Origin of the sequence: Billgrantia lactosivorans (assembly GCF_003254665.1) — a bacterium.
In the GTDB taxonomy this organism is placed as follows: Bacteria; Pseudomonadota; Gammaproteobacteria; order Pseudomonadales; family Halomonadaceae; genus Halomonas; species Halomonas lactosivorans.
This window is the reverse complement of sequence record NZ_QHGY01000019.1, coordinates 1-23,161: the sequence shown is the minus strand read 5'-3', so window position 1 is coordinate 23,161 and position 23,161 is coordinate 1. Positions and strand designations below refer to the sequence as shown.

Below are 23,161 nucleotides of genomic sequence, written 5' to 3'. Positions count from 1 at the left end.
CACCCGACCGCGCGCCATCCGCAGGGTCGGGTGCATAACAACGATATAAAACGTGCAGGAACCAACATGCCATCCATCATCGACGTCAGGCACGTCTACAAGGCCTTCGGCGGCCTGAAGGTCATCAACGACTGCTCGATCCAGGTCGAGCAGGGCTCGATCACCGGCCTGATCGGTCCCAACGGGGCCGGCAAGTCGACGCTGTTCAACATCATCGCCGGCGCCCTGCCGCTCGACAGCGGCCAGGTCCTGCTCGACGGCGAGGACATCACCAACCGTCCGGCCAACGAGCTGTTCCACAAGGGCCTGCTGCGCACCTTCCAGATCGCCCACGAGTTCTCCCAGCTGACGGCACTGGAGAACCTGATGATGGTGCCACCGCGCCAGGCCGGCGAGAGCCTGTTCGACGCCTGGTTCAAGCCGGGGGTGGTGCGCGAGCAGGAGGACGCGGTACGCCGGAAGGCCCTCGAGGTGATCGACTTCATCGGCCTGCACCACGTGCGCAACGAACTGGCCGGCAACCTTTCCGGCGGGCAGAAGAAACTGCTGGAGCTGGGCCGCACGATGATGGCCGACGCCCGGGTGGTGCTGCTCGACGAGATCGCCGCCGGGGTCAACCGCACCCTGCTGGGCGACCTGGTCAGCAACATCGAGCGGCTCAACCGCGAGCTGGGCTACACCTTCCTGGTCATCGAGCACGACATGGAGATGATCGCCCGCCTGTGCGACCCGGTGATCGTGCTGGCCCAGGGCAGCGTGATGGTGGAGGGCACCATCGAGGAGATCCGCAACAATCCTCAGGTGATCGAGGCCTACTTCGGTTCCACCGCCGCCTGAGGCGGCGCTCGCCTGGCCCAGGCGCGACAGACCGACAAGAAGAACAGCAACGACAGCGCAGAGAAACCACGATGCCACTACTCGAAGCACGCGGCGTCCACGGCGGCTACGGCGGCATGAACATCCTCAACGGGGTGGACATGGCGATCGAGGCCAACGAGGTCGGGGTGATCGTCGGCCCCAACGGCGCCGGCAAGTCCACCATGCTCAAGGCCATCTTCGGCCTGCTCACCGTCAGCCAGGGCGAGATCCTGCTGCGCGGCGAGCCGATCCACAACCTGCCCCCCAACAAGCTGGTGCAGCGGGGCATGGGCTTCGTGCCCCAGGAGAAGAACGTCTTCCCCAGCCTCACGGTGAAGGAGAACCTGGAGATGGGTGCCTTCCTCAAGCCAGGCAACGTCAAGCGCATGCTCAAGCATGTCTACGACTTCTTTCCGCCGCTCTACGACAAGCGCCACCAGCCCGCCGGCGAACTCTCCGGCGGCCAGCGCCAGATGGTCGCCATGGGCCGCGCGCTGATGGCCGAACCCGACGTGCTGCTGCTCGACGAACCCACCGCCGGCCTCTCGCCGCTCTACATGAACGAGATCTTCGAGCGGGTGAAGGAGATCAACGCCGCCGGCGTGGGCATCCTCATGGTCGAGCAGAACGCCAAGCAGGCCCTGGCCATCGCCGACAAGGGCTTCGTGCTGGCCGCCGGCATGAACCGCTTCACCGATACCGGCGCCGCCCTGCTCGCCGACCCGGAAGTGGCCAAGAGCTTCCTGGGCGGTTGAGCCCGGAGCCGTACTGGAGAGTGAGTCGTGAACGAACTGGTCTTCTTCATCAACAACGTGATCGTCGCCGGCAGTGTGACCGGCTCGATCTATGCCATCGGCGCCATCGGCGTGACGCTGATCTTCAGCATCATGCGCTTCGCCCACTTCGCCCATGCCGACATGATGACCTTCGGCACCTTCATGGTGCTGCTGCTGACGCTGGCCTTCCCCGGCGCGGGCGGGGCGGTGGGCCTGCCCACGCCGATCGTCATGCTGCCGCTGGCCATGGTGCTCACCGCCCTGCTCGCGGTGGGCATCGACAAGGCCTTCTACAAGCCGCTGCGTGCCCACGGCGTCAAGCCCATCGTCATGGTGATCGCCTCGCTGGGGGTGACCCTGATGCTGCAGGGGGTGATCCGCCTGTTCGCCGGCACCGGCTCGCAGAACCTGTACCTGGCCGGCGAGCGCAAGGAGATCTACCGCCTCGACGTGCCGTTCGAAATGGCGGCCCGGCCCATCATCGTCACCGAGCCGCAGGTCATCCTGTTCCTGCTGACCATCGTCTGCGTGGTGGGGCTGCATCTGTTCCTCAACCGCACGCGGCTGGGCAAGGCGATGCGCGCCATGTCCGACAACCCCGACCTGGCGCGGGCCTCGGGCATCAACACCAACCACATCGTGGCGGTAACCTGGGTGATCGCCGGCGGCCTGGCGGCCATCGCCGGCACGCTGCTCTCGCTCGACGTGACCTTCAAGCCCGACCTCAGCTTCTTCCTGTTGCTGCCGATCTTCGCCGCGGCCATCGTCGGCGGCGTCGGCCACCCCTACGGCGCCATCGCCGGCGGCTTCGTGGTGGGCTTCGCCGAGACGCTGGCGGTGTTCAACTGGACGGTACTGCTGCGCCCCGTCCAGCACCTCTTCCCCGCCTGGCTGGAAATCCCGCGCAACCTCGCCTTCGTCGGCACCGAGTACAAGATCGTGGTGCCCTTCTTCATCCTGGTGGCGATCCTGGTGTGGCGCCCCACCGGCCTCTTCAAGGGTAAGGTGATCTGATGAGCACGCAACATACCGAACGCCGCGAAGATACCGTCGCCGCACCGTCGCGCTTCCCGCTGCGCGAGATCGTCCTGTTCGGCGCCCTGCTGGTGGCGGTGCTCGGCGTCTATGCCGTGATGGGCACCGCCTACAGCACGCGCATGCTGGTGGAAGCCGCCTGCTATGCCATCCTGGCCCTGGGCCTGACCATCCAGTGGGGCTACGCCGGCCAGTTCAACGCCGGTGTGATGGGTTTCGTCGCCCTGGGCGGCTTTTGCACCATGTTCCTCAGCGTACCGCTCAACGACGCCTTCTGGGCCACCGAGCTGCCCGGCGAACTGGGGCGGGCACTGCTCTACGTGGCCGCCGCGATCCTCGTCGTCTACGGGGCCACCAAGCTCGATCGCCTCGGCGTGCCGAAGAGGCTGCGCACCCTGATCGCCATCGTCCTCGCCGTGGTGCTCTACCTGGTGGTGATCAGCATGCTGCGCGGCGTGACCGGCGAGATCCAGTCGCGCGCCGGCTTCATCGGCGGCCTGGGCCTGCCGGCCTGGAGCGGCTGGATCGTCGGCGGCGCCCTGGCCGGCGGCCTCGGCTACTTCATCGGTCGCATCTGCCTGGGGCTGCGCAGCGACTATCTCGCCATCGCCACCCTCGGCATCGCCGAGATCATCAAGGCCTTCCTCAAGAACTCCGACTGGCTGACCCGCGGCACCGCCACCGTCTCGCCGCTGCCCTGGCCCACGCCGGGCCCCAGCACGCTGGGGTTCACGCTCGCCAGGGCGGCCTATCTGTCGCTCACGGCGGTGATGATCGCGGTGATCTTCTTCCTGCTGCACCGCGCCTACCACGCCCCCTGGGGGCGCATGATCCGCGCCATCCGCGACAACGAGATCTCCGCCGCGGCGATGGGCAAGGACATCAACCGGCGACGCCTGGAGATCTTCGTGCTGGGCTGCATCCTGATGGGCATCGGCGGCGGCGCGCTGGCCTCGTTCAACAGCATCTTCGACCCCAACGGCTACCTGCCGCTGAACCACACCTTCCTGGTGCTGGTGATGGTGATCCTCGGCGGCCCCGGCAACAACCTGGGGACCATCTTCGGTGCCGTGGCCGTCTATATCATCTGGCTGATGTCCGAGCCGCTGGCGCTGTTCCTGATGCACGGTGCCGCCGCCATCGGCGAGGGCTGGTTCGGCTGGGAACCGCCGGGCAACCTCGACAGCCGCGCGCTGCAGGCCCGGGTGTTCGTGATCGGCCTGCTGATCACGCTGGTGCTGCGCTTCGCGCCGCAGGGGCTACTGCCCGAGAAGGTCCGCCACCACGGTTGAGAACCGCGGGCATCGCCCGTGACCTCCCCCCATTTAGCGTGGGTCAATGTACAAAAGGGCCTCGGCAATGCCGAGGCCCTTTGCGTTGCGGGGTCGGACCAGACGGTGCTTACAGATCCTCGACCAGGCCCTTGCCGACGAAGGCGCCGTCTTCGACGGCCATCTCGACCACCACGCCGGGGACGTCGCCGTTGTCGTCGAACTCGTGCTGGCCGGAGGCGCCCTCGTAGTTGATCTCCTCGCCCGCGGCGATCAGCTCCAGGGCCTTCTCCCATTCGCCGGGCAGGATTACCTCGCCCGGAGCGGAGGCGACGCTGCGCAGCGCCTCGGAGAGCCCTTCGCGCTCGGCGCTGCCGTTCTGCTCGATGGCCAGCGCCAGCAGGAAGGCGGCGTCATAGGCCTGGGCGGCGAACACCGCGCTGGGGTCGAAGCCGGCCTCCTCGGCGGCCTGGTTGAAGATGTCGGTTCCCGGCAGATCGGGGCTGCCCGGGCGGGTCGCGATCATGCCTTCGAGGGCATCGGCGCCCACCGCCTCGACCAGCGACGAGCCGACCATGCCGTCGGCGCCGGCGTACTGGGTGAAGGCACCGCTCTCGTAGGCCTGGCGCAGGATGGTCTGGCCCGAGCCATCGGCGTAGGCGAGCACCACCAGGGTCTCGGCGCCGCTGGATGACAGCGAGCCCAGTTCGGAGCGGTAGTCGGCGCGGCCGTCCTCGTGGGCCAGGTTCTCGGTCACCGTGCCGCCGCCGGCCTCGAAGGCTGCGGTGAAGGCCTCGTCCAGGCCCTGGCCGTAGTCGTTGTTGACGTAGGTCACCGCCACCTCGTCGAAGCCCTTCTCGAGCATCAGCTTGGCCAGGATCTCGCCCTGATAGGCATCCGACGGCACGGTACGGAACACCAGGTCGTTGTCGTCCAGCTCGGTCACCGCCGGCGCGGTGGAGGCCGGCGATACCATCACCACGCCACCGGGAATCGCGGCGCTGTTGGCCGCCGCCACGGTCGCCCCGGTACACAGCGCTCCGACGATCGCCGTGACCTCCTCGGAGTTGACCATGCGGTCGGCCGCATTGGAGGCCGCCGAGGCATCGCTGCAGGTGGTGTCGGCGCTGGGCATGGCCAGCTCCTGCCCGTCGAGGATGCCGCCCTGCTCATTGACCTGCGCCACCGCCAACTTCGCGCCTTCGAAGATCGGCGGGGTCAGGCTCTCGATCGGGCCGGTGAAGCCGCCGATGAACCCGATCTTCACTTCCGCCTGCGCCGCGCCAGCGAATGCCACGCTGGAGGCAGCGATTGCCATCGCCAAAACGCTCTTTTTCATTTGTTCTTCTCACTCTGGTGGTTTACGTGTGTCGTTTACGTCTGGTTACGAATGAAGGGCACCCCTTAAATCTGGAAGGCGCCAGGCCAAAACACAAGCCCCCCATACCAACGTTTAACTACGCTGAGCCATGCCAACTCCTTATCAGCGATGGAAAACCCGGCACCGCGATGGGCGTCGCGTTCAACGCAACCGGCCATGACCCGCCAGCCATCACCTATACTCAAGTCCGCCGAGGCGGCAATACCCGCCACGCCCATAACTACAGGAGCTTACTCATGCGCCCTGCCTCCCTCCCCCTCGCGCTGGCAGCGCTTGGCCTTGCCAACGGCGCCCACGCCTTCACCCCCGCCGGCAGCGACACCGTCTACGAGGTCGGCGACGACTCCTTCGAAGGCTACTACTCCCCCGCCCAGGGCGACGAAGCCCGCGGCACGGTGCTGATCGTGCATGACTGGAGCGGTCTGGACGACTACGAGCGCCGGCGCGCCGACATGCTGGCCGAGCAGGGCTTCGACGCCTTCGCCATCGACCTGTTCGGCCAGAATATTCGTCCCGAGAGCACCGAGGACCGCCAGGAGGCGACCCGGGAACTCTATTCCGACCGTGAGCGCATGCGCGAGCTGACCCTCGCCGGCCTGGCCGAAGCCCGCGAGCAGGGCGACACCGAGAACGTGGTGATCATGGGCTACTGCTTCGGCGGGGCCGTGGCGCTGGAGATCGCCCGCTCCGGCGAAGCCGAAAGCGTGGCCGGCTACACCAGCTTCCATGGCGGCCTGGCCACGCCGGAGGGCCAGGAGTGGCCCGACGAGGTCCCGCCGCTGCTGATCGCCCACGGCGGTGCCGACAGCAGCGTGACCATGGAGGACGTCGGCAGCCTGGTGGAGGAGCTGGAAGCCATCGAGGCGACCTACACGGTGGAGATCTACTCCGGCGCCCCGCACGGCTTCACCGAGTTCGACAGCGAAAGCTACCAGGAGCGTGCCGACGAGGCCTCCTGGGAAGCCTTCCTGACCTTCCTCGAGGAGACGCTATGAGCCGACAGGCCCGCCCGCTGGCCATGACCGAGCTGACCGGAAGCTACCACGAGATCGGCGCGGCGCATGGCCGCATCCACCGCCAGCTGATCGAGCGCGGCATCCGGGTCTACGGACAGCTGTTTCACGACTTCGTCGGCATCCGCTGGGAGCAGGCGCGTGACCGCGCCTGCCACTTCGAGGCGCAGATCGCCCAGGGCTTCCCCGATATCCTGGAGGAAATGAACGGCATCGCCTGGGGGGCCGGGGTCGACTTCATCGACATCCTGACGCTGAACTGCCGCAGCGAAATCGCCCTGACCCAGGCCAGCGGCGGCTGCTCGGCGTTCGCGCTCGCGCGCCACGGGCAGCAGTGGCTGGCGCAGAACTGGGACTGGCGCCACGACCAGCTCGCCAACGTGGTGGCCCTGCACATCCAGGGCGAAGGACGTCCCGCCCTGGTCACCATCGGCGAGGCCGGCATGGTCGGCAAGGTGGGCCTGAACGCCTGCGGCATCGGCGTGTGCCTCAACGCCATTCGCTCGCAGACCTGCGGCAGCGGGCTGCCGATTCACATCGCCCTGCGCAAGATACTGGAAAGCGACGACATGGAGAGCGCCGTAGCCGTGGCCACCCACGACCGGGTCTGCTCACCCGCCCACTTCCTGCTCGCCGGCGCTCAGGTCGGCAACGAGGAGGGCCAGGCCGTGGGCCTCGAGGTACAGCCCGGTGAACCCGGGCGCATCACGCCGCGCGACGGCATCGTCACCCACACCAACCATCTCTACGCCAAGGACGCCCCCTGTCCGGTGCAGGACTTTCCCCGCATCGACTCCCACCCACGCCTGTGCCGCCTCGACGCGCTGCTGCACGACGAGCTGGCCGCCCATGCCCGCCTCGACGAGGCCAGGCTGTTCGATATCCTCAGCGACCACGCGGGAGCGCCGCTGTCCATCTGCCGCCACTTCAACCCCGACCAGCCCGCCGAGGAGCGCATGGAGACGCTCTTCTCGGTGGTGATGAACCTGAGTGAACGACGCCTGACCCTGCGCCACGGCAAGCCGTGCGAGAGCGCCGACAGCCTCAGCGTCACTCTGCGCTGAACCGCTCCGGCCTCTCGTCGCACGGGCCGGGCTCGGGAAGCTCCCCCTTCAGGTAGCGCTCGGACGTGAGCAGGAAGGAGCGCCGGAACAGCTCGTGGATGGCCTCCTCGCGGCGCAGCTGAAGCAGCGCCCACTCCTCCTCGGAGAGGCCGGCATCCTGGCGCGGATAGCTCCGCGCCAGGCGCACCGAGCCCGGGGTGGCATCGCAGATCTGCAGGGTGGGGCTGGCGGCGTTGTGGCAGTACGGCATGGCGACCTCCGTTCGCAATTAATGATAACAATTATCATTAACTACTGAGAATCTAGCCGCGCGGCTGACCTCTGTCAAATGCAGCGAAGAAAAATCATTCTCGTTAACCCTTCCTCTTGCCCGCCCCCAGCGGGAGTGGTACACAAGCTAACGCATACCATTCTCATTTGAAGCTGGAGACACCATGAAGAAGCTGCTGCTGCCCGCCCTGCTGTCCGGTCTGATGATGGCGACCAACGTTCAGGCCAGCTCACCCACCGCACACTTCAAGGGCGAGCCCGCCGACACCCTGAGCCAGGCGGTGGCGAACTTCGCCGAATACAACCGCCAGCTGGCCGAGCTGCTCGCCCAGGACGAGCCGAGCCTCGAGGATCTCGGCACCATCCACGAGCTCACCTACACCCTGGAGAACGCGCTGGAGAAGATCAACGAGGAAGCGCAGGCGATGGCGGTCAACCTGGAGGAGGTACATCTGGGCTCCGAGACCGGCGACTTCGCACGCGTGCAGAGCCACGGTGCCGACTATCTGGAGGCGGCCCAGACGCTGGTCCCCTGAGCCCACGCCGCGTCGCCAGGCGCACGCGGCCCGCGCCTGGCATCGCCTCGCGGCCGTGGTGGCGCGGTCAGCCGGCCAGCGCCTCCTCCACAACGGCTCGTGCCTCACCGCTCATTGGCAGTGCCAGCGCCAGCTCGCGGGCTCGCGGTGACATCTTCTTCCAGGTCATCTGCACGATGCGCACCAGGTGTTCGTGCTCCACCTGCCTGGAGAAGTCGGCGAAGTAGTTCTCCAGGAACACCAGGCAGGCACAATCCTCCACCGCCTGGGTGCCGGGATCGCGACCCAGGCCCTGCTTGCGGATCATCCGCGCGACCTCGGCGGCGTCCTGCGCCGAGTAGCCGGCGGCCGCCATCACCCGCGCCGTGGTCTCGCCGGCCCGCTTGCCCTGGTCGCGGCGCCAGGTGAGATAGCCCACGCGCCCCTCCGGGTACTCGCTGCGCGGCACCTCCCAGCGCTGCAGATGCTGCGAGCGCACCGCGATGCGCACCAGCTCGCTCGGCGCGTCTACCACCCGCTCCAGCCAGGCGCTCATGCGCCCCGCATGCCACAGCTCCAGCGGCAGGGAGCGGCCCTCGACTTCCACCCGGCGGGGGTCCTCGGCATGCAGGGCATCGAGTTCGGCGATGGCACGCTGAAACGGCGTTTGATCTGGCATAGGAATATCCTGCAAGTCGTTATCGTCACAGCATACCGCATCCGAGCCTGGCGCCGGCAACTCAACTCTTCTTCGGTTCAGGCAAACCAATACTTGTAACCCACTGTATTCCAACTAACTTAAGAACATACCTATAGAACACCACGGAGAGGTAGCGCCATGAAACGTACCGTCCTGCTCCCCTGTCTCGCCGTGCTTGCGCTCGGCGTCGCTCATGCCGAAGCGCAAGACGCCAGCGTCGACCCGGAGGACGACCAGATCGAATCGGAACTCAGGGAGGAGCTCGAACAGACCCAGGGCCAGCCCATCGAGACCCTCAAGCAGGCCGTGGACGCCCTGGAGCTGCGCAACGACCTGCTCGACGTGCTGATGGACAAGGAAGAGCTGACCGACGGCGACCGGGCCATCATCCAGCAGCTCACCGAGGACATCGAGAATGCCCTGGCCAAGGTCGAGGAAGAAGTCGGTACCATGCGTGACCGGGTTCAGGAAGTACGCGCAAGCGCGTCAAGCCAGGATCAGGACATGCGTGAGAGCGGCAAGGCGTACCTCGACCAGATCAGGACGCTGATGCAGTAGCCTTCACCCCGCCGGGGATAGCGTCGCCTCGGCATCCAGCCGCTGGGCGGTGCGGTCCACCCGCCGCAGCCAGGCGAGCAGCAGCGCCCCCAGCGCCACGAAGCCACCGGCCAGCCACAGGCCGAGGCCGTAGTGCCCCGTGGCCTCGGCGAGCATGCCGGTCAACGCCGGGGCGGCGATCTGGGCCAGGCCGTAGGCCAGGGTCATGCGGCCCATCAAGCGGGCCGGGCTCTGCGGGTAGAGCCTGCCGGCCATGGTCAGCACCAGGCTCACGCAGCCCAAGAAAGTGCCGCCGTAGAGCACCGCGCTGAGCAGCACCCCTGCCAGGCTGCTGGTCAGCGCCGGCAGCAGTATGCCCACTACCTGGACGGCCATGGCGGTGATCAGAGCCCCCAGGTAGCCGATACGCCTCGCGACCAGGTCCCACAGCATCACCGTCGGTGCGGCGGCCAGCCCCACCAGGGCAAAGGCCCAGTTGCCGGCGCCGGCCAGCAGCGGCTCGCGCTCGACGATGGTGACGATGAAGGTGGCGCTGATGACGTAGCCGTAGCCGGCACAGAAGTAGGCGGCCAGCATCAGGCGCATGAACGTGCGGGTGGGCGGCGTCGACTCGCGCGCGGCGCTGTCGGCCGCGCCCGCCAGGGGCGTTTCCGGGCGCGGAAGCCAGCGCCAGGCCGGCACCAGCAGCGCCGCGGCCAGGGCGGCGAAGCCCCACCACTGCGCCTGCCAATCCAGGGCGAGGCGCAGCATCAGCTCGACCGCCAGGGCCGCCACCAGGATGCCGATGCCCAGCCCGGCGAAATGGATGCCCAGTTCACCGCGCTGCCGGTGGCCGATCAGCCAGTGCAGGATCAGCCCTGAGGCCAGCAGCATCGCACCGCTGCTCGAGAAGCCGGCGACGAAGCGCATGGCGGCCCAGAGCCAGAAGCTCTCGGCCAGGGCCATGCCGGCGGTGGAGACCACCGCCAGCAGCAGCGTGATGCGGTAGAGGGTATCCTTGAGCCGGATGCTGTGCATCGAGGCGGCCACCAGGGCCCCCAGCATGTAGCCGGCGTAGTTGAGGGCGGCCAGCCAGCCGCCCTGGGCATCGCTCAGCCAGGTCTGCTGCTGCATCACCGGCAGCAGCGGGGTATAGGCAAAGCGCGCCACGCCGATGCACAGTATCTGGCTGAACACCCCGGCCAGCAGGACCCGATAGCGCGGGGAAAGGTCGAGCGACGTGGCCATGCCTGGCACTCCCGGAAGTGGCATTGATTCTCACGGCTCGTACTATAACCTTTAGCAACCTAACCGCCGACCCAGACAAAATAGTGAGGTACCGAATGTCGACCTTCTTTAGCCGCTGGAAGGAAGTGGCCTCCCCCACCATCGGCCTGGGCTGCATGAACCTCTCCCACGGCTACGGCAACCCCGTGCCCGAGCCCGAAGCGCTGCGCGCCCTCGAGGAAGCCTTCGAGATGGGCTATCGCCACTTCGACACCGCCACCCTCTACGGCGCCACGACCAACGAGCGGGTGGTGGGCAAGGCACTGGCCGGCAAGCGCGACCGCATCCTGCTGGCCAGCAAGTGCGGCATGGCCATGGACCCCGAACTCGGCAGGAAGGTGATCGACGGCCGCCCCGAGACGATCCGCCGCCAGTGCGAGGCGAGCCTCGAGCGCCTGCGTACCGACCACCTCGACCTCTACTACCTGCACCGCCTGGACCGCAACGTGCCCATCGAAGAGAGCGTCGGGGCCCTGGGGCGGCTGGTGGAAGAGGGCAAGGTGCGCGCCATCGGGCTCTCGGAGGTTTCCGCCGTCACCCTGCGCCGCGCCCGGGCCGAACATCCCATCGCCGCGGTGCAGTCCGAATACTCGCTGTGGACCCGCAACCCCGAGATCGCCCTGCTCGACGCCTGCCGCGAGGCCGACACCGCGCTGGTCGCCTTCAGCCCGCTGGGGCGAGGCTTCCTGGCAGGAGCCGTGACCGACGCCACCCAGCTCACCGACAACGACGTGCGCCGCGGCATGCCGCGCTTCAGCGCCGAGAACCTGCCGCGCAACCTGCGCCAGCTCGAAAAGCTCCAGGCCATCGCCCGCGAACGGGACGCCACCACCGGCCAACTCGCCCTCGCCTGGCTCAGGGCCCAGGGCGACGACGTCATTCCCATCCCCGGCACCCGCTCCACCGCCCACATGCGCGAGAACCTGGCGGCGGAAGACCTGCGCCTGGACGCCTCCACCCTCGAGCGGCTGAACGAACTGCTGACAGTGGACCAGGTCGCCGGCGCCCGCTACAGCGAGGCGCTGCAGGCGGAGATCGATACGGAGGAGTTTGGGGGGTAGATAAGATGAGAAAGAGCTGGCTGGCACCACCTCAAACCACCTCCGCCACCTCCTCGAACGCCAGCCTTTCCCCCCGCGGCCGCAGGCTTTCCGGGTCGCCCACGCCGAGGTTGACCAGGAAGTTGCTGCGGTAGCGGCCGTCGGGGAAGAACTCCTCGTCGACCATGGCGTGATCGAAGCCGCTCATGGGGCCGACGTCGAGCCCCAGCATGCGGGCGGCAATGATCAGGTAGGCGCCCTGCAGGGTACCGTTGCGCCAGGCCGTGTCGCTGGCCTTGTCGGGGTTCTCGGCGAAGCGCTGGCGGGCGTTGGGCGAGCTGGGAAACACGCGAGGCATGTGCTCGTAGAAGTGCGTGTCGACGGCGACGATCACGGTGACCGGGGCTTCGTGGGCCTTGTCGCGGTTGGCTTCGGAGAGCGCCGGCAGCAGGCGCGACTTGCCCTCTTCGCTCATCACGAAGACATAGCGCGCCGGTTGGCAGTTCATCGAGGTCGGCCCCCACTTGAGCAGGTCGTAGAGTCGGCGCAGCGCGGCCTCGTCGACGGGCTCCGGCCGGAAGCCGTAGTGGGTGTGCGCTTCGCGGAAGACGATGTCGAGCGCGGTGTCGTCGAGGGGCTGACGAGGCATGTCACTCTCCGGGTCGCGGTGGGCTACTTAGCACTCTACGCTTTCGTCCCCGGCCGGTCACTGCCGGCGCGATCCCGCCGGCGCTAGCCGTTCAGCCAGCCGATACCCGCATTGAGATACCCCGCGAAACTGACCCAGGCCAGGTAGGGCACCAGCAGCCAGGCGGCGAGTGACGACACGCGGGCGAAGCGGCTGATCGTGAGCAGGATAAGGCCCCACAGCAGCAGCAGGTCGGCCAGGGCGACGACGATCCAGTGCAGGCCGAAGAACAGGATCGACCACAGCCCGTTGGCGGCGAGCTGGGCGACGAACGGCCACAGCACCGTGATGCGCTCGGCGGCCGGCACCCGCAGCGTGACCCGCCAGGCGGCCACGGCCATCATCAGGTAGAGCGTCGTCCAGGCCAGCGGGAACACCCAGTCGGGCGGGGTGAGCGGCGGCTTGTCGAGGTCGGCATACCAGGCGCCGGGCGGCGTGAGCACGCCAGTCATGGCGACGAGACCGACCAGCAGCAGCCAGCCAAGCAGGATCGCCAGCGGCTGGCGGGGGGCGTCAGAGGCGGCGTGCATGTTTCACTCCTTTGCGGCTCGGCATCGCCATTGGAACGAGGCGATTGTGCGGTCCCTGCACCATACTCTAAACCAGACTGACGGCCCCCAGGGAACGCCCGACGGCGCAACGCCATGACCCTTCGGTTTGACGAATTCGAACTCGATACGGCGCACTACGAGCTGCGTCGACGGGGCGAGCTGCGCCGCGTGGAACCGATGGTCTTCGACCTGATCGTGCATTTCGCCCAGCATCCGGATCGGGTCTTCAGCCGCGACGAGCTGATCGATGCCGTGTGGGCGGGACGGATCGTCTCGGATGCCACGGTCGCTTCCTGCATCAAGCAGGCACGCCGCGCGCTGGGCGACAGCGGCGACACCCAGATCTACATCCGCACGGTGCGCGGCCGCGGCTTCCGCTTCACCGCCAGGGTCACCCAAACCGACGCGGCCGCACCCGAGCAACCCGCGCCCGCGGCGGCCCCGACCCACGGCGACGCCGACCCCGCCCTGCTCGTCCTGCCGCTACGCGCGCTGGCCGATGCGCCCGAACTCGTGCGCTTCGCCGAGGCGCTGGCCGGCGAGTTGAGCTCGGTCCTCACGCGGGTACCGCTGCTGCGCCTGAGCGCGCAGAGTGGACATTATCTCGAGCGCCCGGTGGCGCCGACGTCACGCGAGATCCACGAGGCGCTGGGGGTCGATTACGTGCTGGAGGGCAGCGTGCAGGCGTGGCCCGACGCGGGCGCGGCGCGCCTGCGCGTCACCGTGCACCTTGCCGATGCACGGGCCGGCTTCCGGCTGTGGGCCGAGACCTTCACGCTGGACGGCCCGGTAAGCGAGGCCCTCGAAGCCGGCGTGCCCCGGATCATCGCCAAGCTGGAACCGCAGCTGCACCGCGCCATCTACCGCACGGTGCGCAGCCTCGACGGCGAGCGCAGCGCACGCCAGCTCTATCTCGAGGCCAGCGGCATCCTGGCGTTGCAGGGCTGGCATCATGAGTCCTTCTCGGCGGCGGCGGACCTGCTGCGGCGCAGCTGGCGGCTGGAGCCGGAGTTCGCCCTGGCGGCGGCCCATCTCTCGCTGGTACGAGGCCTGGGGCATCGCTTCGACCTGATGAACGATCGCGAGCAGGCGTGGGCGGAAGCGCTCGAAGCCGCGGAGTGCGCACTGCAGCTCGACAGCATGGATTCGATCGTGCTCGGCTACGCCGGCTGTGCGCTGGCCGATATCGGCTATCCCGAGCGCGGCATGCCGATCCTGCGCAAGGCGCTGGAGCTCAACCCGGCCAACGCCCAGGCGTGGGCGGCGCTGGGCTCGGTGTACCTGGCCGGCAATCGCCCGGGCGACGCGGTGGTCCACCTGCGCCATGGCATTCGCATCAGCCCGCTCGACAGTCGCCTGTCGATCTGGGGCGCGGTGCTCGCCATGTCCCACCTGGTTCTCGGCGATCACGCCGCCGCCCGCGAGCAGGCGGAACTGGCCTGCCAGCGTGACGACCGCTGCTACATGCCCCGCATCGTGCTGGCCGCCATCCACCGCCTCGACGGCCGGCACGACCTGGCGCGCCAGGCGCTGGACGATGCCTACCGCATCAAGCCCGACCTGACCGCCGAGCAGGTGGCGGCCCTGGTCGGGCAGAAACATGCCACGCGCTTGCTGGCGCTGTAGCCCCGCCACGCGCTTGCCCCCCGTTTCATCACGCAATTCCCCGCCAATCCCCATGCGGCCCGCAAGCCGCCGTCGCCGGTGCGGCATAGCCTGACCCTGCCGTACGGAAGTTCCCGGGATGACCGACGGCAGCGCCATGACCAACCAACCAAGGAGTTCTGCCATGACACTCTCTCCCTCGCTCGAGTCGCAGGCCGCCAGCCCCGACTACGCGGCGATCAAGACCAGGCAACAAGCGGTTTGGGGCGCCGGTGACTATGCGCGCATCGGCGTCACCCTGCAGATCGTCGGCGAACGGCTCTGCGAAGCCATGGACCTGCGTGCCGGCCAGTCCGTGCTCGATGTGGCCGGAGGCAACGGCAACGCCTCGCTGGCCGCGGCCCGGCGATTCTGCAAGGTCGTCTCCACCGACTACGTCGAGGCGCTGCTGGCCAAGTCCGCCAGGCGTGCCGAAGCGGAGGGGCTGGCGATCGACTACCAGACGGCGGACGCCGAGAACCTGCCGTTCGCCGATGCCACCTTCGACAACGTGATCTCCACCTACGGCGTGATGTTCACGCCCAACCAGGCCCAAGCCGCCGCCGAGCTGCGCCGCGTGTGCCGGCCCGGCGGCAAGATCGGGCTGGCCAACTGGACCCCGGCGGGCTTCATCGGCCAGCTGTTCAAGACCATCGGCCGCTATGTGGCGCCGCCGGCGGGCGTCAGCTCTCCGGCGGCGTGGGGGACGCGGGAATTCCTCGACACGCATTTCGGCCCGTACGTCCAGGCAATCGAGGCCCAGCCGCAGCACTTCACCTTCCGCTACCAGTCGCCCCAACACTGGCTGGACGTGTTCCGCACCTACTACGGGCCGACGCTGAAGGCATTCGAAGCGCTGGATGACGAGGCCGGCCAGGCGCTGCGGGGCGAGATCCTCGCGCTGATCGAAGCCCACAACCGCGCCAACGACGGCACCATGGTGGTGCCCTCGGAGTACCTGGAGGTCGTCATCACGCGCTAGGCGGGCGTACCTCCCCAGCGCCGGGAGCGCCATTTTGGCGCTCCCGGCGTTCGTCTTGTGCTGTAATGACAGCGACCACGCCCGATGACCCGACAAGGAATGCCCTCATGCCCCGTCCTCCCTACCTGCCGTTCGCGTGCGCTGTCCTGATGCTCCTCGCCTCACCGCTGACCCTGGCACAATCCGCCGAGCGCGAATACCAGGCCTACGAGGATGCCCTGGCCCGCGGCGAACGCCAGGCCAACGTATGGCAGTACGGCTGGGCCGGGGTCTACGCCACGTCGCTGGCGTTCAACGGCTATCAGGCCAGCGAGGCGGACGACCGCGACGACCGCTACGATGCGCGCGTGGGCGTGGTGAAGTCGGCCCTGGCGCTGGCCGGCACGTTGCTGGATCGCCAGCCGCACCCGGCCGCCTACCGCGAGCTGCGTGAAGGCGACGGCGACATCGAGAGTGCCCGCCGGCTGCTGCAGGCGGTGGCCGAGGAGGAGCGCCAGCGCCGCAGCCTGGAGGCTCGGCTGGGGTCGCTGGCGATCAACGCCGCGTCGGGGCTGTTGATCGGCGTGGGCGACGGCCGCGGCCGCGACGGGGCGATCAACTTCGCCACCGGCATGCTGGTCAGCGAGCTGCAGCTGCAGACCCAGCCGCGCCAGGCCTCGCTGGCGATCAACCGCTTCAAGCCGGTACGGGCCTCGCTGGGCGACGTGCACCTGGAGGGCGAGTACGCGCTGCTGGTGGCGCCCAACCAGCTGGGGGTCGCCCTGCGCTATTGACCGCACTTGGCGTGACGGGGCCCCGCCCACCTGAAACGGGATGATCCCTCGTCGGGGTGGTTCCCACGCCGCCCTGTTGTTTGTTATGTTATATCTTAATTTGTCCTTCAAGGGCCATCCCATGGCACACCGCACACATCGGCACCGCCCCGAAGGGCCGTGCCACTTTTCATTGATGTCGCTTGCCGCCACGCGCCGCCTGCTGCTGGCCGTCGCGCCGCTGAGCGTGCTCTGGCTCGCCGTCTCCTGGGCGGCAGGATGGTGGGGCTGATGGCGGCGCAACCTTCACGCCTCGAATTGCACGACCTGCAGCTGGCCCAGGCCGGCCGCACCGTGCTCGAGCACGTGAGCGGGCGTTTCCGTGACGGCGCCATCACCGCCCTGGTGGGCGCCAACGGCGCCGGCAAGAGCACGCTGATCCAGGGCATCATGGGCATGCTGCGCCCGATGAAGGGCAAGGTGCTCTGCGCGGTGCCCAGGGAGCGGCGCGCCTGGCTGCCCCAGCAGCTGGCGCTCGACCTCACCTTTCCCATGAGCGTGGAAGAGCTGGTGATGACCGGCAGCTGGCCGAGCCACGGCGCTCTCACCGGCTACTGTGCCCGCCACTACCGGCGCGGCCGTGACGTCATGGCGCGCCTGGGCATCTCCCACCTGGCCCACCGCCCGCTGGGCGAGCTCTCCGGCGGGCAGCGCCAGCGCGCCCTGATCGGCCGCACCCTGATGCAGGAGGCCGAGCTGCTGCTGCTCGACGAGCCCTTCGCCAACGTCGATGCGGAAACCGTCGAGGTGCTGATGACGGTACTGCGCGAGATGGCGGCCGACGGCGTCACCATCATCGTGGTGCTGCACGACATGGAGCAGCTCGCCCGCCTGGCCGAGGAAGTGGTGGTGCTGCACCACGGCCATGCCCGCTGGACCACGGCCCAGGAGGTGCTGCGCAGCCAGCCCAGCGCCGCCGATTCGGCGCGGCTGGTGCTGGGCATGCCGGGGGTCGGCGCATGATCGAACTGCTCCACGAGTGGCTGGTCGCTCCCTTCGACTACGGCTTCATGCGCCGCGCCCTGGTCGCCGGCCTGGCCCTGTCGCTGGCCGCCCCGCCCATGGGCGTGTTCCTGATGCTGCGCGGCATGAGCCTGATCGGCGATGCCATGGCCCACGCCATCCTGCCCGGGGTGGCGCTGGGCTTCCTGCTGGCCGGCTTCTCGCTGCCGGTCATGAGCCTGGGCGGCGTGCTCTCGGGGCTGCTGATCGCGGTGCTGGCGGGCAGCGTGTCGCAGATGACCGGCCATCGCGAGGATTCGGCGATGGCTAGCTTCTTCCTGATCTCGCTGGCGGCGGGCGTCATGCTCGTCTCGCTGGGGGGCAGCAGCGTGGACCTCACCCACGTGCTGTTCGGCTCGATCCTGGCGGTGAATACCACCGCGCTGCTGCTGATCGCCGCGATCAGCAGCGTGATCGTGATCACCCTGGCGCTGATCTTCCGCGCCCTGGTGGTGGAGTGCCTCGACCCGCTGTTCCTGCGCGGGCAGGGCATGCAGGGGGGCCTGGTACACGGCATCTTCCTCGGCCTGGTGGTGCTCAACCTCACCGCCGGCTTCCAGACCCTGGGCACGTTGATGGCGGTGGGCCTGATGATGCTGCCGGCCACCACCGCGCGCTTCTGGAGCAAGCGCCTGGAGGGGCTGATCGGCATCGCCGTGGGGCTGGCGATGATCGCCAGCACCGGCGGGCTGCTGCTGTCGTATCACCTCAGCATCCCCTCCGGGCCGGCCATCATCCTGCTGGCCGGCGTGGGCTATGTGCTCTCCGCCCTGTTCGGCCGCCATCACAGCCTGATCGCCAAGTTGCGCCGGCATGCCGCGCCGCTCGGCACTCCCGAACCCCACTGACCGGGCACGCACCGCCCATCCTCCGAGGAAGCTTTTCATGCGACACGCGACTCTCCCCGCCCTGACCCTTGGCGCCTCGGCCCTGCTGGCGCTGCCTGCCGCCATGGCCGCCGAGCGTACCCAGGTTGTCACCAGCTTCAGCATCCTGGCCGACATGGTGCAGAACGTGGGCGGCGAGCACGTGGAGGTCACGCCGCTGGTCGGCGCCGACAGCGATGCCCACGTGTTCTCGGCCAGCCCCCGCGACGCGCGCTCGCTGGCCGAGGCCGACCTGGTGGTGTTCAACGGCCTGCGCTTCGAAGGCTGGATGGAGCGGCTGATCGAGTCGAGCGACTACGACGGCCCGCTGGTCACCGCCAGCGACGGCATCGACAAACTCGACTACCACGGCCACGACAACGTGCATGCTCACGGTCACGACGACCATGAAGATGACCACGATGACCATGGGCATGACGACCATGACCATGACGACCACGGCCAGGAAGCAGCGGCTGGCCACGACGACCACGACCATGGCGACGACGACCCGCACGGCTGGCAGGACCTGGCCATGGGCAAGGTCTACGTGGGCAACATCCGCGATGGCCTGATCGAGGCGGATCCGGACAACGAGGCGGCCTACCGCGAGAACGCCGAGCGCTATATCAACGAGCTGGAGGCCACCGACGCCGAGATCCGCGAGCTGCTGGGGGAGATCCCGGCGTCCACCAGCGTGATCACCGGCCATGACTCCTTCGGCTACTTCGCCAATGCCTACGGCATCCGCTTCCTCTCGCCGGTGGGGCTCTCCACCGAGGCCGAGCCCAGCGCCGCCGACATGGCCCAGCTGATCGACGTGATCCGCGAACAGAACGTGCGCGCGCTGTTCCACGAGAACATGACCAGCCCGGCGGTGATCAACCAGCTCGCCGAGGAGACCGGCCTGCCCATCGCCGGCACGCTCTACGCCGACGCCCTGGCGGCCGAAGGCGAGGCCAGCACCTATCTCGGCATGATGCGTCACAACGCCCAGGTGCTGCACGACGCCCTGGCCGAGGCGGGTCATGACGACCGGGAAGGCGATGACGCCCATGGCCACGACGAGCACGACGACGGCCACGACGACCACGGACACGAGCACTAGCGGCGTTCCGCTAGCCACCACAAGGCGCCACCCGCAAGGGGGCGCCTTTTTCGTTGTCCGTTCGGCAACGGCCTGGAGGCGCAAACGCCACGCAGCGCGACTATGCTGGATAGCCGCTCATCGCGATCCATCTCCCGCGCCCCGCCCCGGCCTTCGCCCGGGCGGGCTCGCCCCCCTGCAGAACAACACAGAGGGAGTATGAAGCATGCATGACGACACCCAGCACGACCTCGCGGCGTGGCCCACCGCGCCTCTCTCACGCCGCGCCTTCCTCGGCGTGGCGGCCACCGCCGGCGCCGCCGCGGCGCTCAAGCCCCAGGGCCTGCTCGCCCAGCAGCGCCCCTGGGATGGCTCCCCGGTCGCCTATCCCGACCCGGCCATCGAAATCATCGACGAGCGATTCGGCGCCTACCGCCTGGCCAATGCCGCGGTCGAGCGCCTGGCCACCGGCTTCCGCTGGTCGGAGGGGCCGGTCTACGTCGGCGACGGCGGCTATCTCGTCTGGAGCGACATCCCCAACAACCGGCAGATGCGCTGGCTGGAGGAGACCGGCGAGGTCAGCGTCTTTCGCGAGCCATCGCACAACGCCAATGGCAACACACGGGACCGGGAAGGGCGCCTGCTGACCTGCGAGCACGACACGCGACGGGTGACCCGTACCGAGCACGACGGCAGCATCAGCGTGCTGGCCGACGAGTTCGAGGGCAAGCCGCTCAATGCCCCCAACGACGTCATCGTCCATCCCGATGGCGGCATCTGGTTCACCGACCCGGGCTACGGCATCCTCATGCACTACGAAGGGCATGTCGCCGACTTCGAGCTGCCCGAAGCCGTCTATCGCCTCGATCCCGACAGCGGCCGGCTGGAGAAGATGGCCGAGGTCGCCAAGCCCAACGGCATTGCCTTCTCGCCCGACTACTCCCGCCTCTACGTCTCCGATACGGGGGGCACCCATACACCCGACCATCCCCACCAGATCCTGGTCTGGGATGTCGTCGACGACGGCACCCGCCTGGCCAACGAGCGCCAGTTCGCCGAGGTCGGGCCGGGGTTCATCGACGGCATGGCCGCGGACATGGACGGCAACCTCTGGTGCGGGGCGATCTTCGGCGGGCTGTTCGATGCCGACGACCACGACGGCGTGCACGTCTACGCCGACGACGGCACGCTGATCGGCAAGATTCACCTGCCCGAACCCTGCGCCAACGTCTGCTTCGGCGGCGCCAAGCGCAACCGCCTGTTCATGACCGCCAGCCAGTCGCTGTATGCCGTCTACGTCGAGACCCAGGGGGTCGCGGTCTGGGCCGGCAACGGTTAGCCCCGTTCCGGCTGCTGCGGGCTCCCAGGCGGAGGGCACCTGCCCTCCGCTCGTCAGGCGGGCCGGAACTGCCAGAAGGGAGCGCGAGGGGTGCAGGTGCCGAAGCGTCGTTTTCCTTCATGGAGAGGTGCGATTTGCGTGGCACATGGCGGATCATCGCTGCATCTCACACCCTACGCACAAAAGTTCACCAATTTATGCACAGATTTATCCACAGCCGAGCGCGATGCAACGACGCTCACCCGGGAGGTCCGCTCCGACCTCCTCCGACTTTTTCTGACGAGTTCGAACGAATCTTCGCCTGAGCCGCCCTGGAAGCGCCCTTACCCGTCTAGAAGCCGACCCTGGCGGCACCCTTCAGCTGCAGCATGTCGCGGGCCTCGTCGGGCGTCGCGATCTGGAAGGAGAGCCCTTCGAGAACCTCGCGCACCTTGGCCACCTGGCTGGCATTGCTCTCGGCCAGCTTGCCCGGCGCGAGCCACAGCGAGTCCTCGAGGCCGACACGCACGTGACCGCCCATGGCGGCGGACTGCGCGGCAATGCGCATCTGATGGCTGCCGGCACCCAGCACGGACCATTCGTAGTCGTCGCCGAACAGCCGGTTGGCGGTGCGGCGCATGTGAAGCACGTCCTCCGCATGTGGACCGATGCCACCGAGAATACCGAAGACGCTCTGCACGAAGACCCGGCCGCCGATGAAGCCACGATCCATCAGGTTGCGCAGGTTGTAGAGGTGGCCGATGTCGTAGCATTCGCACTCGAAGCGCGTGCCGCTCTGCGCGCCCAGCGTCAGGGTCGTTTCGATGTCGGCGAAGGTGTTCTTGAACACCAGGTCACGGCTCTTCTCGAGGTGCTCCCTCTCCCACTCGTGCTCGAAGCTGTCGTAGCGCTCGAGCATGGGAAACAGGCCGAAGTTGATCGAGCCCATGTTCAGCGAGGCGAGCTCGGGCTGGAACTCGATGGCCGGCCGCAGGCGCTCCTCGACGCTCATGTGCGGGCTGCCGCCGGTGGTGAGGTTGAGCACGGCATCGGTGCCCCCCTTGAGGCGCGGCAGGATGCGCTCGAACATGGCCGGCTGCTGGGTGGGCTTGCCGGTGTGCGGGTCACGCGCGTGGAGGTGAAGGATGGCGGCCCCCGCCTCGGCGGCGGCGATTCCCGCCTCGGCGATCTCCTCCGGGGTGACCGGCAGGTGCGGCGACATGGAGGGGGTGTGGATCGCGCCGGTCAGGGCGCAGGTGATGATGACCTTGCGTTGCGATGCCATGGGCAATCTCTCCAGGTAGGTCCGGGCCAGAAGCGATCGGCACGGAGCCGATGAGCCAGCAGGCAAGGGGGGATGAGCGCGACCGAGCCGGCCGGCAGCGGCGAACCGGTGCCGGTCGTCAGGCGCTGGCCGATGTGTCGATTACAGCGCTTCGACGTTGGCGCAGACGCTCAGCGCCTGGCCCGAGATGTTGGCGCCACCCGGCGCGCACAGGAACAGCGCCATGGCCGCGATGTCGGTGGGCTCGACCATGCGCCGCATGGAAACCCTGGAGAGGTACTCCTGCTCCATCTCGGCGTAGCTGAGTCCGCGCTTGGCGGCCCGGTCGGCGATGACCCTCTCGATGCGCGGCCCACGCACGATGCCGGGCAGGATGGCATTGACCCGTACCCCTTCGGTGCCAAGCTCGCTGGCCAGGCTCTTGGTCAGGCCGACGATGGCCCACTTGCTGGCCACGTAGGGAGTGCGATAGGCAAGCCCCAGGCGCCCGGCCACCGAGGAGAGGTTGATCAGCACCCCCTGGCTCTCGCGCAGCAGCGCAACGGCCCGGTGGGCGACCCGGTACTGGCCGTTGAGGTTGACGTCGATGGTACGGGTCCAGGCCTCGTCGTCGATCTCCTCGATCCCGGCGGTGGGTCCGGCGATGCCGGCGTTGTTGATCACCACGTCCAGGCCGCCCAGGGCCGCGGCCTCCCGGAACAGCCTGTCGACGTCGCCTTCCTGACTGACATCGGCGACGCTGCGGCCGATGCCTGCGGGCAGCGCGGCCAGCGCCTGGGTATCGATATCGCAGACATGCACGCGGGCCCCTGCCTCGTGAAAGGCCTGGGCCATGGTCAGGCCGATGCCGTTGGCGCCGGCGGTGATCAGCACCCTGAGCCCCGGGCGCGGTATCAGGCTAGCCATGACTTTCATCAACATTTACCCCTTAGGATCTTGGAACGGTCACGACGGCAGCCGCCGCGACCCGGCGCTCGATAGCCCAGCATCAGCGACGCCGGGCCGGCGAGCACGAAGGCCAGCGGATGGCCCATGAACAGGTCGCGCGGATCGCAACGGGCCGCGCGGAGCCCGCCCGGTACCGCCATTACTGGTTCATGCAGGACTCGAGTTTCTCCAGCGAGGGCAGGTTGTCCATGGTGCGGCTCATGTTGTAGGGCACCGAGATGTCGCGCCAGG

Annotated in this window: 25 protein-coding genes; 17 read left to right on the top strand and 8 right to left on the bottom strand. The window is 68.2% G+C overall.

Going from position 1 to position 23,161, the window contains the following annotated elements:
- The first annotated feature begins 66 nt into the window (after positions 1 to 66).
- The 4 genes from DIS04_RS19555 (at position 67) to DIS04_RS19540 (ending at position 3,961) form a co-directional block, all read left to right on the top strand.
- On the top strand, positions 67 to 837 hold the full coding sequence (locus DIS04_RS19555) for an ABC transporter ATP-binding protein (protein WP_111415470.1): 771 nt from the start codon (positions 67 to 69) through the stop codon (positions 835 to 837).
- Positions 838 to 908: 71 nt separating this feature from the next.
- Entirely contained in the window at positions 909 to 1,613 is a 705-nt protein-coding gene (locus DIS04_RS19550) for an ABC transporter ATP-binding protein (RefSeq protein ID WP_111415469.1), read from the top strand.
- Positions 1,614 to 1,640: 27 nt separating this feature from the next.
- Complete coding sequence (locus tag DIS04_RS19545; RefSeq protein WP_111415468.1) at positions 1,641 to 2,648, top strand: branched-chain amino acid ABC transporter permease; 1,008 nt, start codon at positions 1,641 to 1,643, stop codon at positions 2,646 to 2,648.
- The gene (locus DIS04_RS19540; protein WP_111415467.1) at positions 2,648 to 3,961 is read left to right on the top strand and encodes a branched-chain amino acid ABC transporter permease; all 1,314 of its coding nucleotides are present in this window, start codon (positions 2,648 to 2,650) and stop codon (positions 3,959 to 3,961) included. The genes DIS04_RS19545 and DIS04_RS19540 overlap by 1 nt, the downstream gene beginning before the upstream one ends.
- Before the next feature lie 109 nt (positions 3,962 to 4,070).
- On the opposite strand, the gene DIS04_RS19535 is transcribed toward DIS04_RS19540, so the two are convergent.
- Complete coding sequence (locus tag DIS04_RS19535) at positions 4,071 to 5,258, bottom strand: ABC transporter substrate-binding protein (RefSeq protein WP_245904641.1); 1,188 nt, start codon at positions 5,256 to 5,258, stop codon at positions 4,071 to 4,073.
- Between the two features lie 299 nt (positions 5,259 to 5,557).
- Here DIS04_RS19535 and DIS04_RS19525 point away from each other — a divergent pair, with 299 nt between their 5' ends.
- Positions 5,558 to 6,316, top strand: a complete 759-nt coding sequence (locus tag DIS04_RS19525; protein WP_111415464.1) for a dienelactone hydrolase family protein — start codon at positions 5,558 to 5,560, stop codon at positions 6,314 to 6,316.
- Positions 6,313 to 7,398, top strand: coding sequence for a C45 family autoproteolytic acyltransferase/hydrolase (locus DIS04_RS19520; RefSeq protein ID WP_111415463.1), 1,086 nt, complete (start codon positions 6,313 to 6,315; stop codon positions 7,396 to 7,398). Before DIS04_RS19525 ends, DIS04_RS19520 begins: the two co-directional genes overlap by 4 nt.
- Here DIS04_RS19520 and DIS04_RS19515 read toward each other — a convergent pair.
- Complete coding sequence (locus tag DIS04_RS19515; protein WP_111415462.1) at positions 7,385 to 7,648, bottom strand: hypothetical protein; 264 nt, start codon at positions 7,646 to 7,648, stop codon at positions 7,385 to 7,387. The two genes, DIS04_RS19520 and DIS04_RS19515, sit on opposite strands and share 14 nt — an antisense overlap.
- A 184-nt stretch (positions 7,649 to 7,832) precedes the next feature.
- On the opposite strand from DIS04_RS19515, the gene DIS04_RS19510 reads away from it, so the two are divergent.
- Entirely contained in the window at positions 7,833 to 8,204 is a 372-nt protein-coding gene (locus DIS04_RS19510; protein WP_111415461.1) for a DUF6746 family protein, read from the top strand.
- A 67-nt stretch (positions 8,205 to 8,271) separates the two neighbouring features.
- Here the strand turns inward: DIS04_RS19510 and DIS04_RS19505 are convergent, their stop codons facing one another.
- Complete coding sequence (locus DIS04_RS19505) at positions 8,272 to 8,862, bottom strand: DUF4202 domain-containing protein (protein WP_111415460.1); 591 nt, start codon at positions 8,860 to 8,862, stop codon at positions 8,272 to 8,274.
- A gap of 159 nt (positions 8,863 to 9,021) precedes the next feature.
- Here DIS04_RS19505 and DIS04_RS19500 point away from each other — a divergent pair, with 159 nt between their 5' ends.
- Positions 9,022 to 9,441 (top strand): DUF6746 family protein, encoded by a 420-nt coding sequence (locus DIS04_RS19500; RefSeq protein ID WP_111415459.1) that lies wholly within the window; start codon positions 9,022 to 9,024, stop codon positions 9,439 to 9,441.
- A gap of 3 nt (positions 9,442 to 9,444) precedes the next feature.
- Here the strand turns inward: DIS04_RS19500 and DIS04_RS19495 are convergent, their stop codons facing one another.
- Positions 9,445 to 10,668, bottom strand: coding sequence for a YbfB/YjiJ family MFS transporter (locus tag DIS04_RS19495; protein WP_111415458.1), 1,224 nt, complete (start codon positions 10,666 to 10,668; stop codon positions 9,445 to 9,447).
- Positions 10,669 to 10,763: 95 nt separating this feature from the next.
- On the opposite strand from DIS04_RS19495, the gene DIS04_RS19490 reads away from it, so the two are divergent.
- Positions 10,764 to 11,768, top strand: coding sequence for an aldo/keto reductase (locus tag DIS04_RS19490; protein ID WP_111415457.1), 1,005 nt, complete (start codon positions 10,764 to 10,766; stop codon positions 11,766 to 11,768).
- Positions 11,769 to 11,799: 31 nt separating this feature from the next.
- On the opposite strand, the gene DIS04_RS19485 is transcribed toward DIS04_RS19490, so the two are convergent.
- Together DIS04_RS19485 and DIS04_RS19480 are read right to left on the bottom strand one after the other, a co-directional pair.
- Positions 11,800 to 12,396 carry a malonic semialdehyde reductase gene (locus DIS04_RS19485; RefSeq protein ID WP_111415456.1) on the bottom strand — a complete coding sequence of 199 codons (597 nt, stop codon included), beginning with the start codon at positions 12,394 to 12,396 and terminating at the stop codon, positions 11,800 to 11,802.
- Positions 12,397 to 12,479: 83 nt separating this feature from the next.
- On the bottom strand, positions 12,480 to 12,965 hold the full coding sequence (locus DIS04_RS19480; protein WP_111415455.1) for a TspO/MBR family protein: 486 nt from the start codon (positions 12,963 to 12,965) through the stop codon (positions 12,480 to 12,482).
- A 114-nt stretch (positions 12,966 to 13,079) separates the two neighbouring features.
- Between DIS04_RS19480 and DIS04_RS19475 the strand changes: the two genes are divergently transcribed.
- The 8 genes from DIS04_RS19475 to DIS04_RS19440 all read left to right on the top strand — a co-directional run bounded on the left by DIS04_RS19475 (position 13,080) and on the right by DIS04_RS19440 (position 20,718).
- Positions 13,080 to 14,612 carry a winged helix-turn-helix domain-containing protein gene (locus tag DIS04_RS19475; RefSeq protein WP_111415454.1) on the top strand — a complete coding sequence of 511 codons (1,533 nt, stop codon included), beginning with the start codon at positions 13,080 to 13,082 and terminating at the stop codon, positions 14,610 to 14,612.
- A 163-nt stretch (positions 14,613 to 14,775) separates the two neighbouring features.
- Complete coding sequence (locus DIS04_RS19470) at positions 14,776 to 15,612, top strand: class I SAM-dependent methyltransferase (protein WP_111415453.1); 837 nt, start codon at positions 14,776 to 14,778, stop codon at positions 15,610 to 15,612.
- 107 nt (positions 15,613 to 15,719) lie between these two features.
- Positions 15,720 to 16,385 carry a hypothetical protein gene (locus DIS04_RS19465; RefSeq protein WP_111415452.1) on the top strand — a complete coding sequence of 222 codons (666 nt, stop codon included), beginning with the start codon at positions 15,720 to 15,722 and terminating at the stop codon, positions 16,383 to 16,385.
- Between the two features lie 121 nt (positions 16,386 to 16,506).
- Complete coding sequence (locus DIS04_RS20590) at positions 16,507 to 16,656, top strand: hypothetical protein (protein WP_179951313.1); 150 nt, start codon at positions 16,507 to 16,509, stop codon at positions 16,654 to 16,656.
- Positions 16,656 to 17,387 (top strand): metal ABC transporter ATP-binding protein, encoded by a 732-nt coding sequence (locus DIS04_RS19455; RefSeq protein ID WP_179951312.1) that lies wholly within the window; start codon positions 16,656 to 16,658, stop codon positions 17,385 to 17,387. The genes DIS04_RS20590 and DIS04_RS19455 overlap by 1 nt, the downstream gene beginning before the upstream one ends.
- The gene (locus DIS04_RS19450) at positions 17,384 to 18,274 is read left to right on the top strand and encodes a metal ABC transporter permease (protein WP_111415449.1); all 891 of its coding nucleotides are present in this window, start codon (positions 17,384 to 17,386) and stop codon (positions 18,272 to 18,274) included. Before DIS04_RS19455 ends, DIS04_RS19450 begins: the two co-directional genes overlap by 4 nt.
- 37 nt (positions 18,275 to 18,311) lie before the next feature.
- On the top strand, positions 18,312 to 19,400 hold the full coding sequence (locus tag DIS04_RS19445; protein WP_111415448.1) for a metal ABC transporter solute-binding protein, Zn/Mn family: 1,089 nt from the start codon (positions 18,312 to 18,314) through the stop codon (positions 19,398 to 19,400).
- Between the two features lie 205 nt (positions 19,401 to 19,605).
- Positions 19,606 to 20,718 carry an SMP-30/gluconolactonase/LRE family protein gene (locus DIS04_RS19440; protein WP_111415447.1) on the top strand — a complete coding sequence of 371 codons (1,113 nt, stop codon included), beginning with the start codon at positions 19,606 to 19,608 and terminating at the stop codon, positions 20,716 to 20,718.
- Positions 20,719 to 21,049: 331 nt separating this feature from the next.
- Here DIS04_RS19440 and kce read toward each other — a convergent pair whose 3' ends face one another.
- Together kce and DIS04_RS19430 are read right to left on the bottom strand one after the other, a co-directional pair.
- Positions 21,050 to 21,982 carry a 3,5-dioxohexanoate:acetyl-CoA acetone transferase gene (kce, locus tag DIS04_RS19435; RefSeq protein WP_111415446.1) on the bottom strand — a complete coding sequence of 311 codons (933 nt, stop codon included), beginning with the start codon at positions 21,980 to 21,982 and terminating at the stop codon, positions 21,050 to 21,052.
- Between the two features lie 141 nt (positions 21,983 to 22,123).
- Positions 22,124 to 22,888, bottom strand: a complete 765-nt coding sequence (locus DIS04_RS19430; protein ID WP_245904639.1) for an SDR family oxidoreductase — start codon at positions 22,886 to 22,888, stop codon at positions 22,124 to 22,126.
- Positions 22,889 to 23,161: the final 273 nt, after the last annotated feature.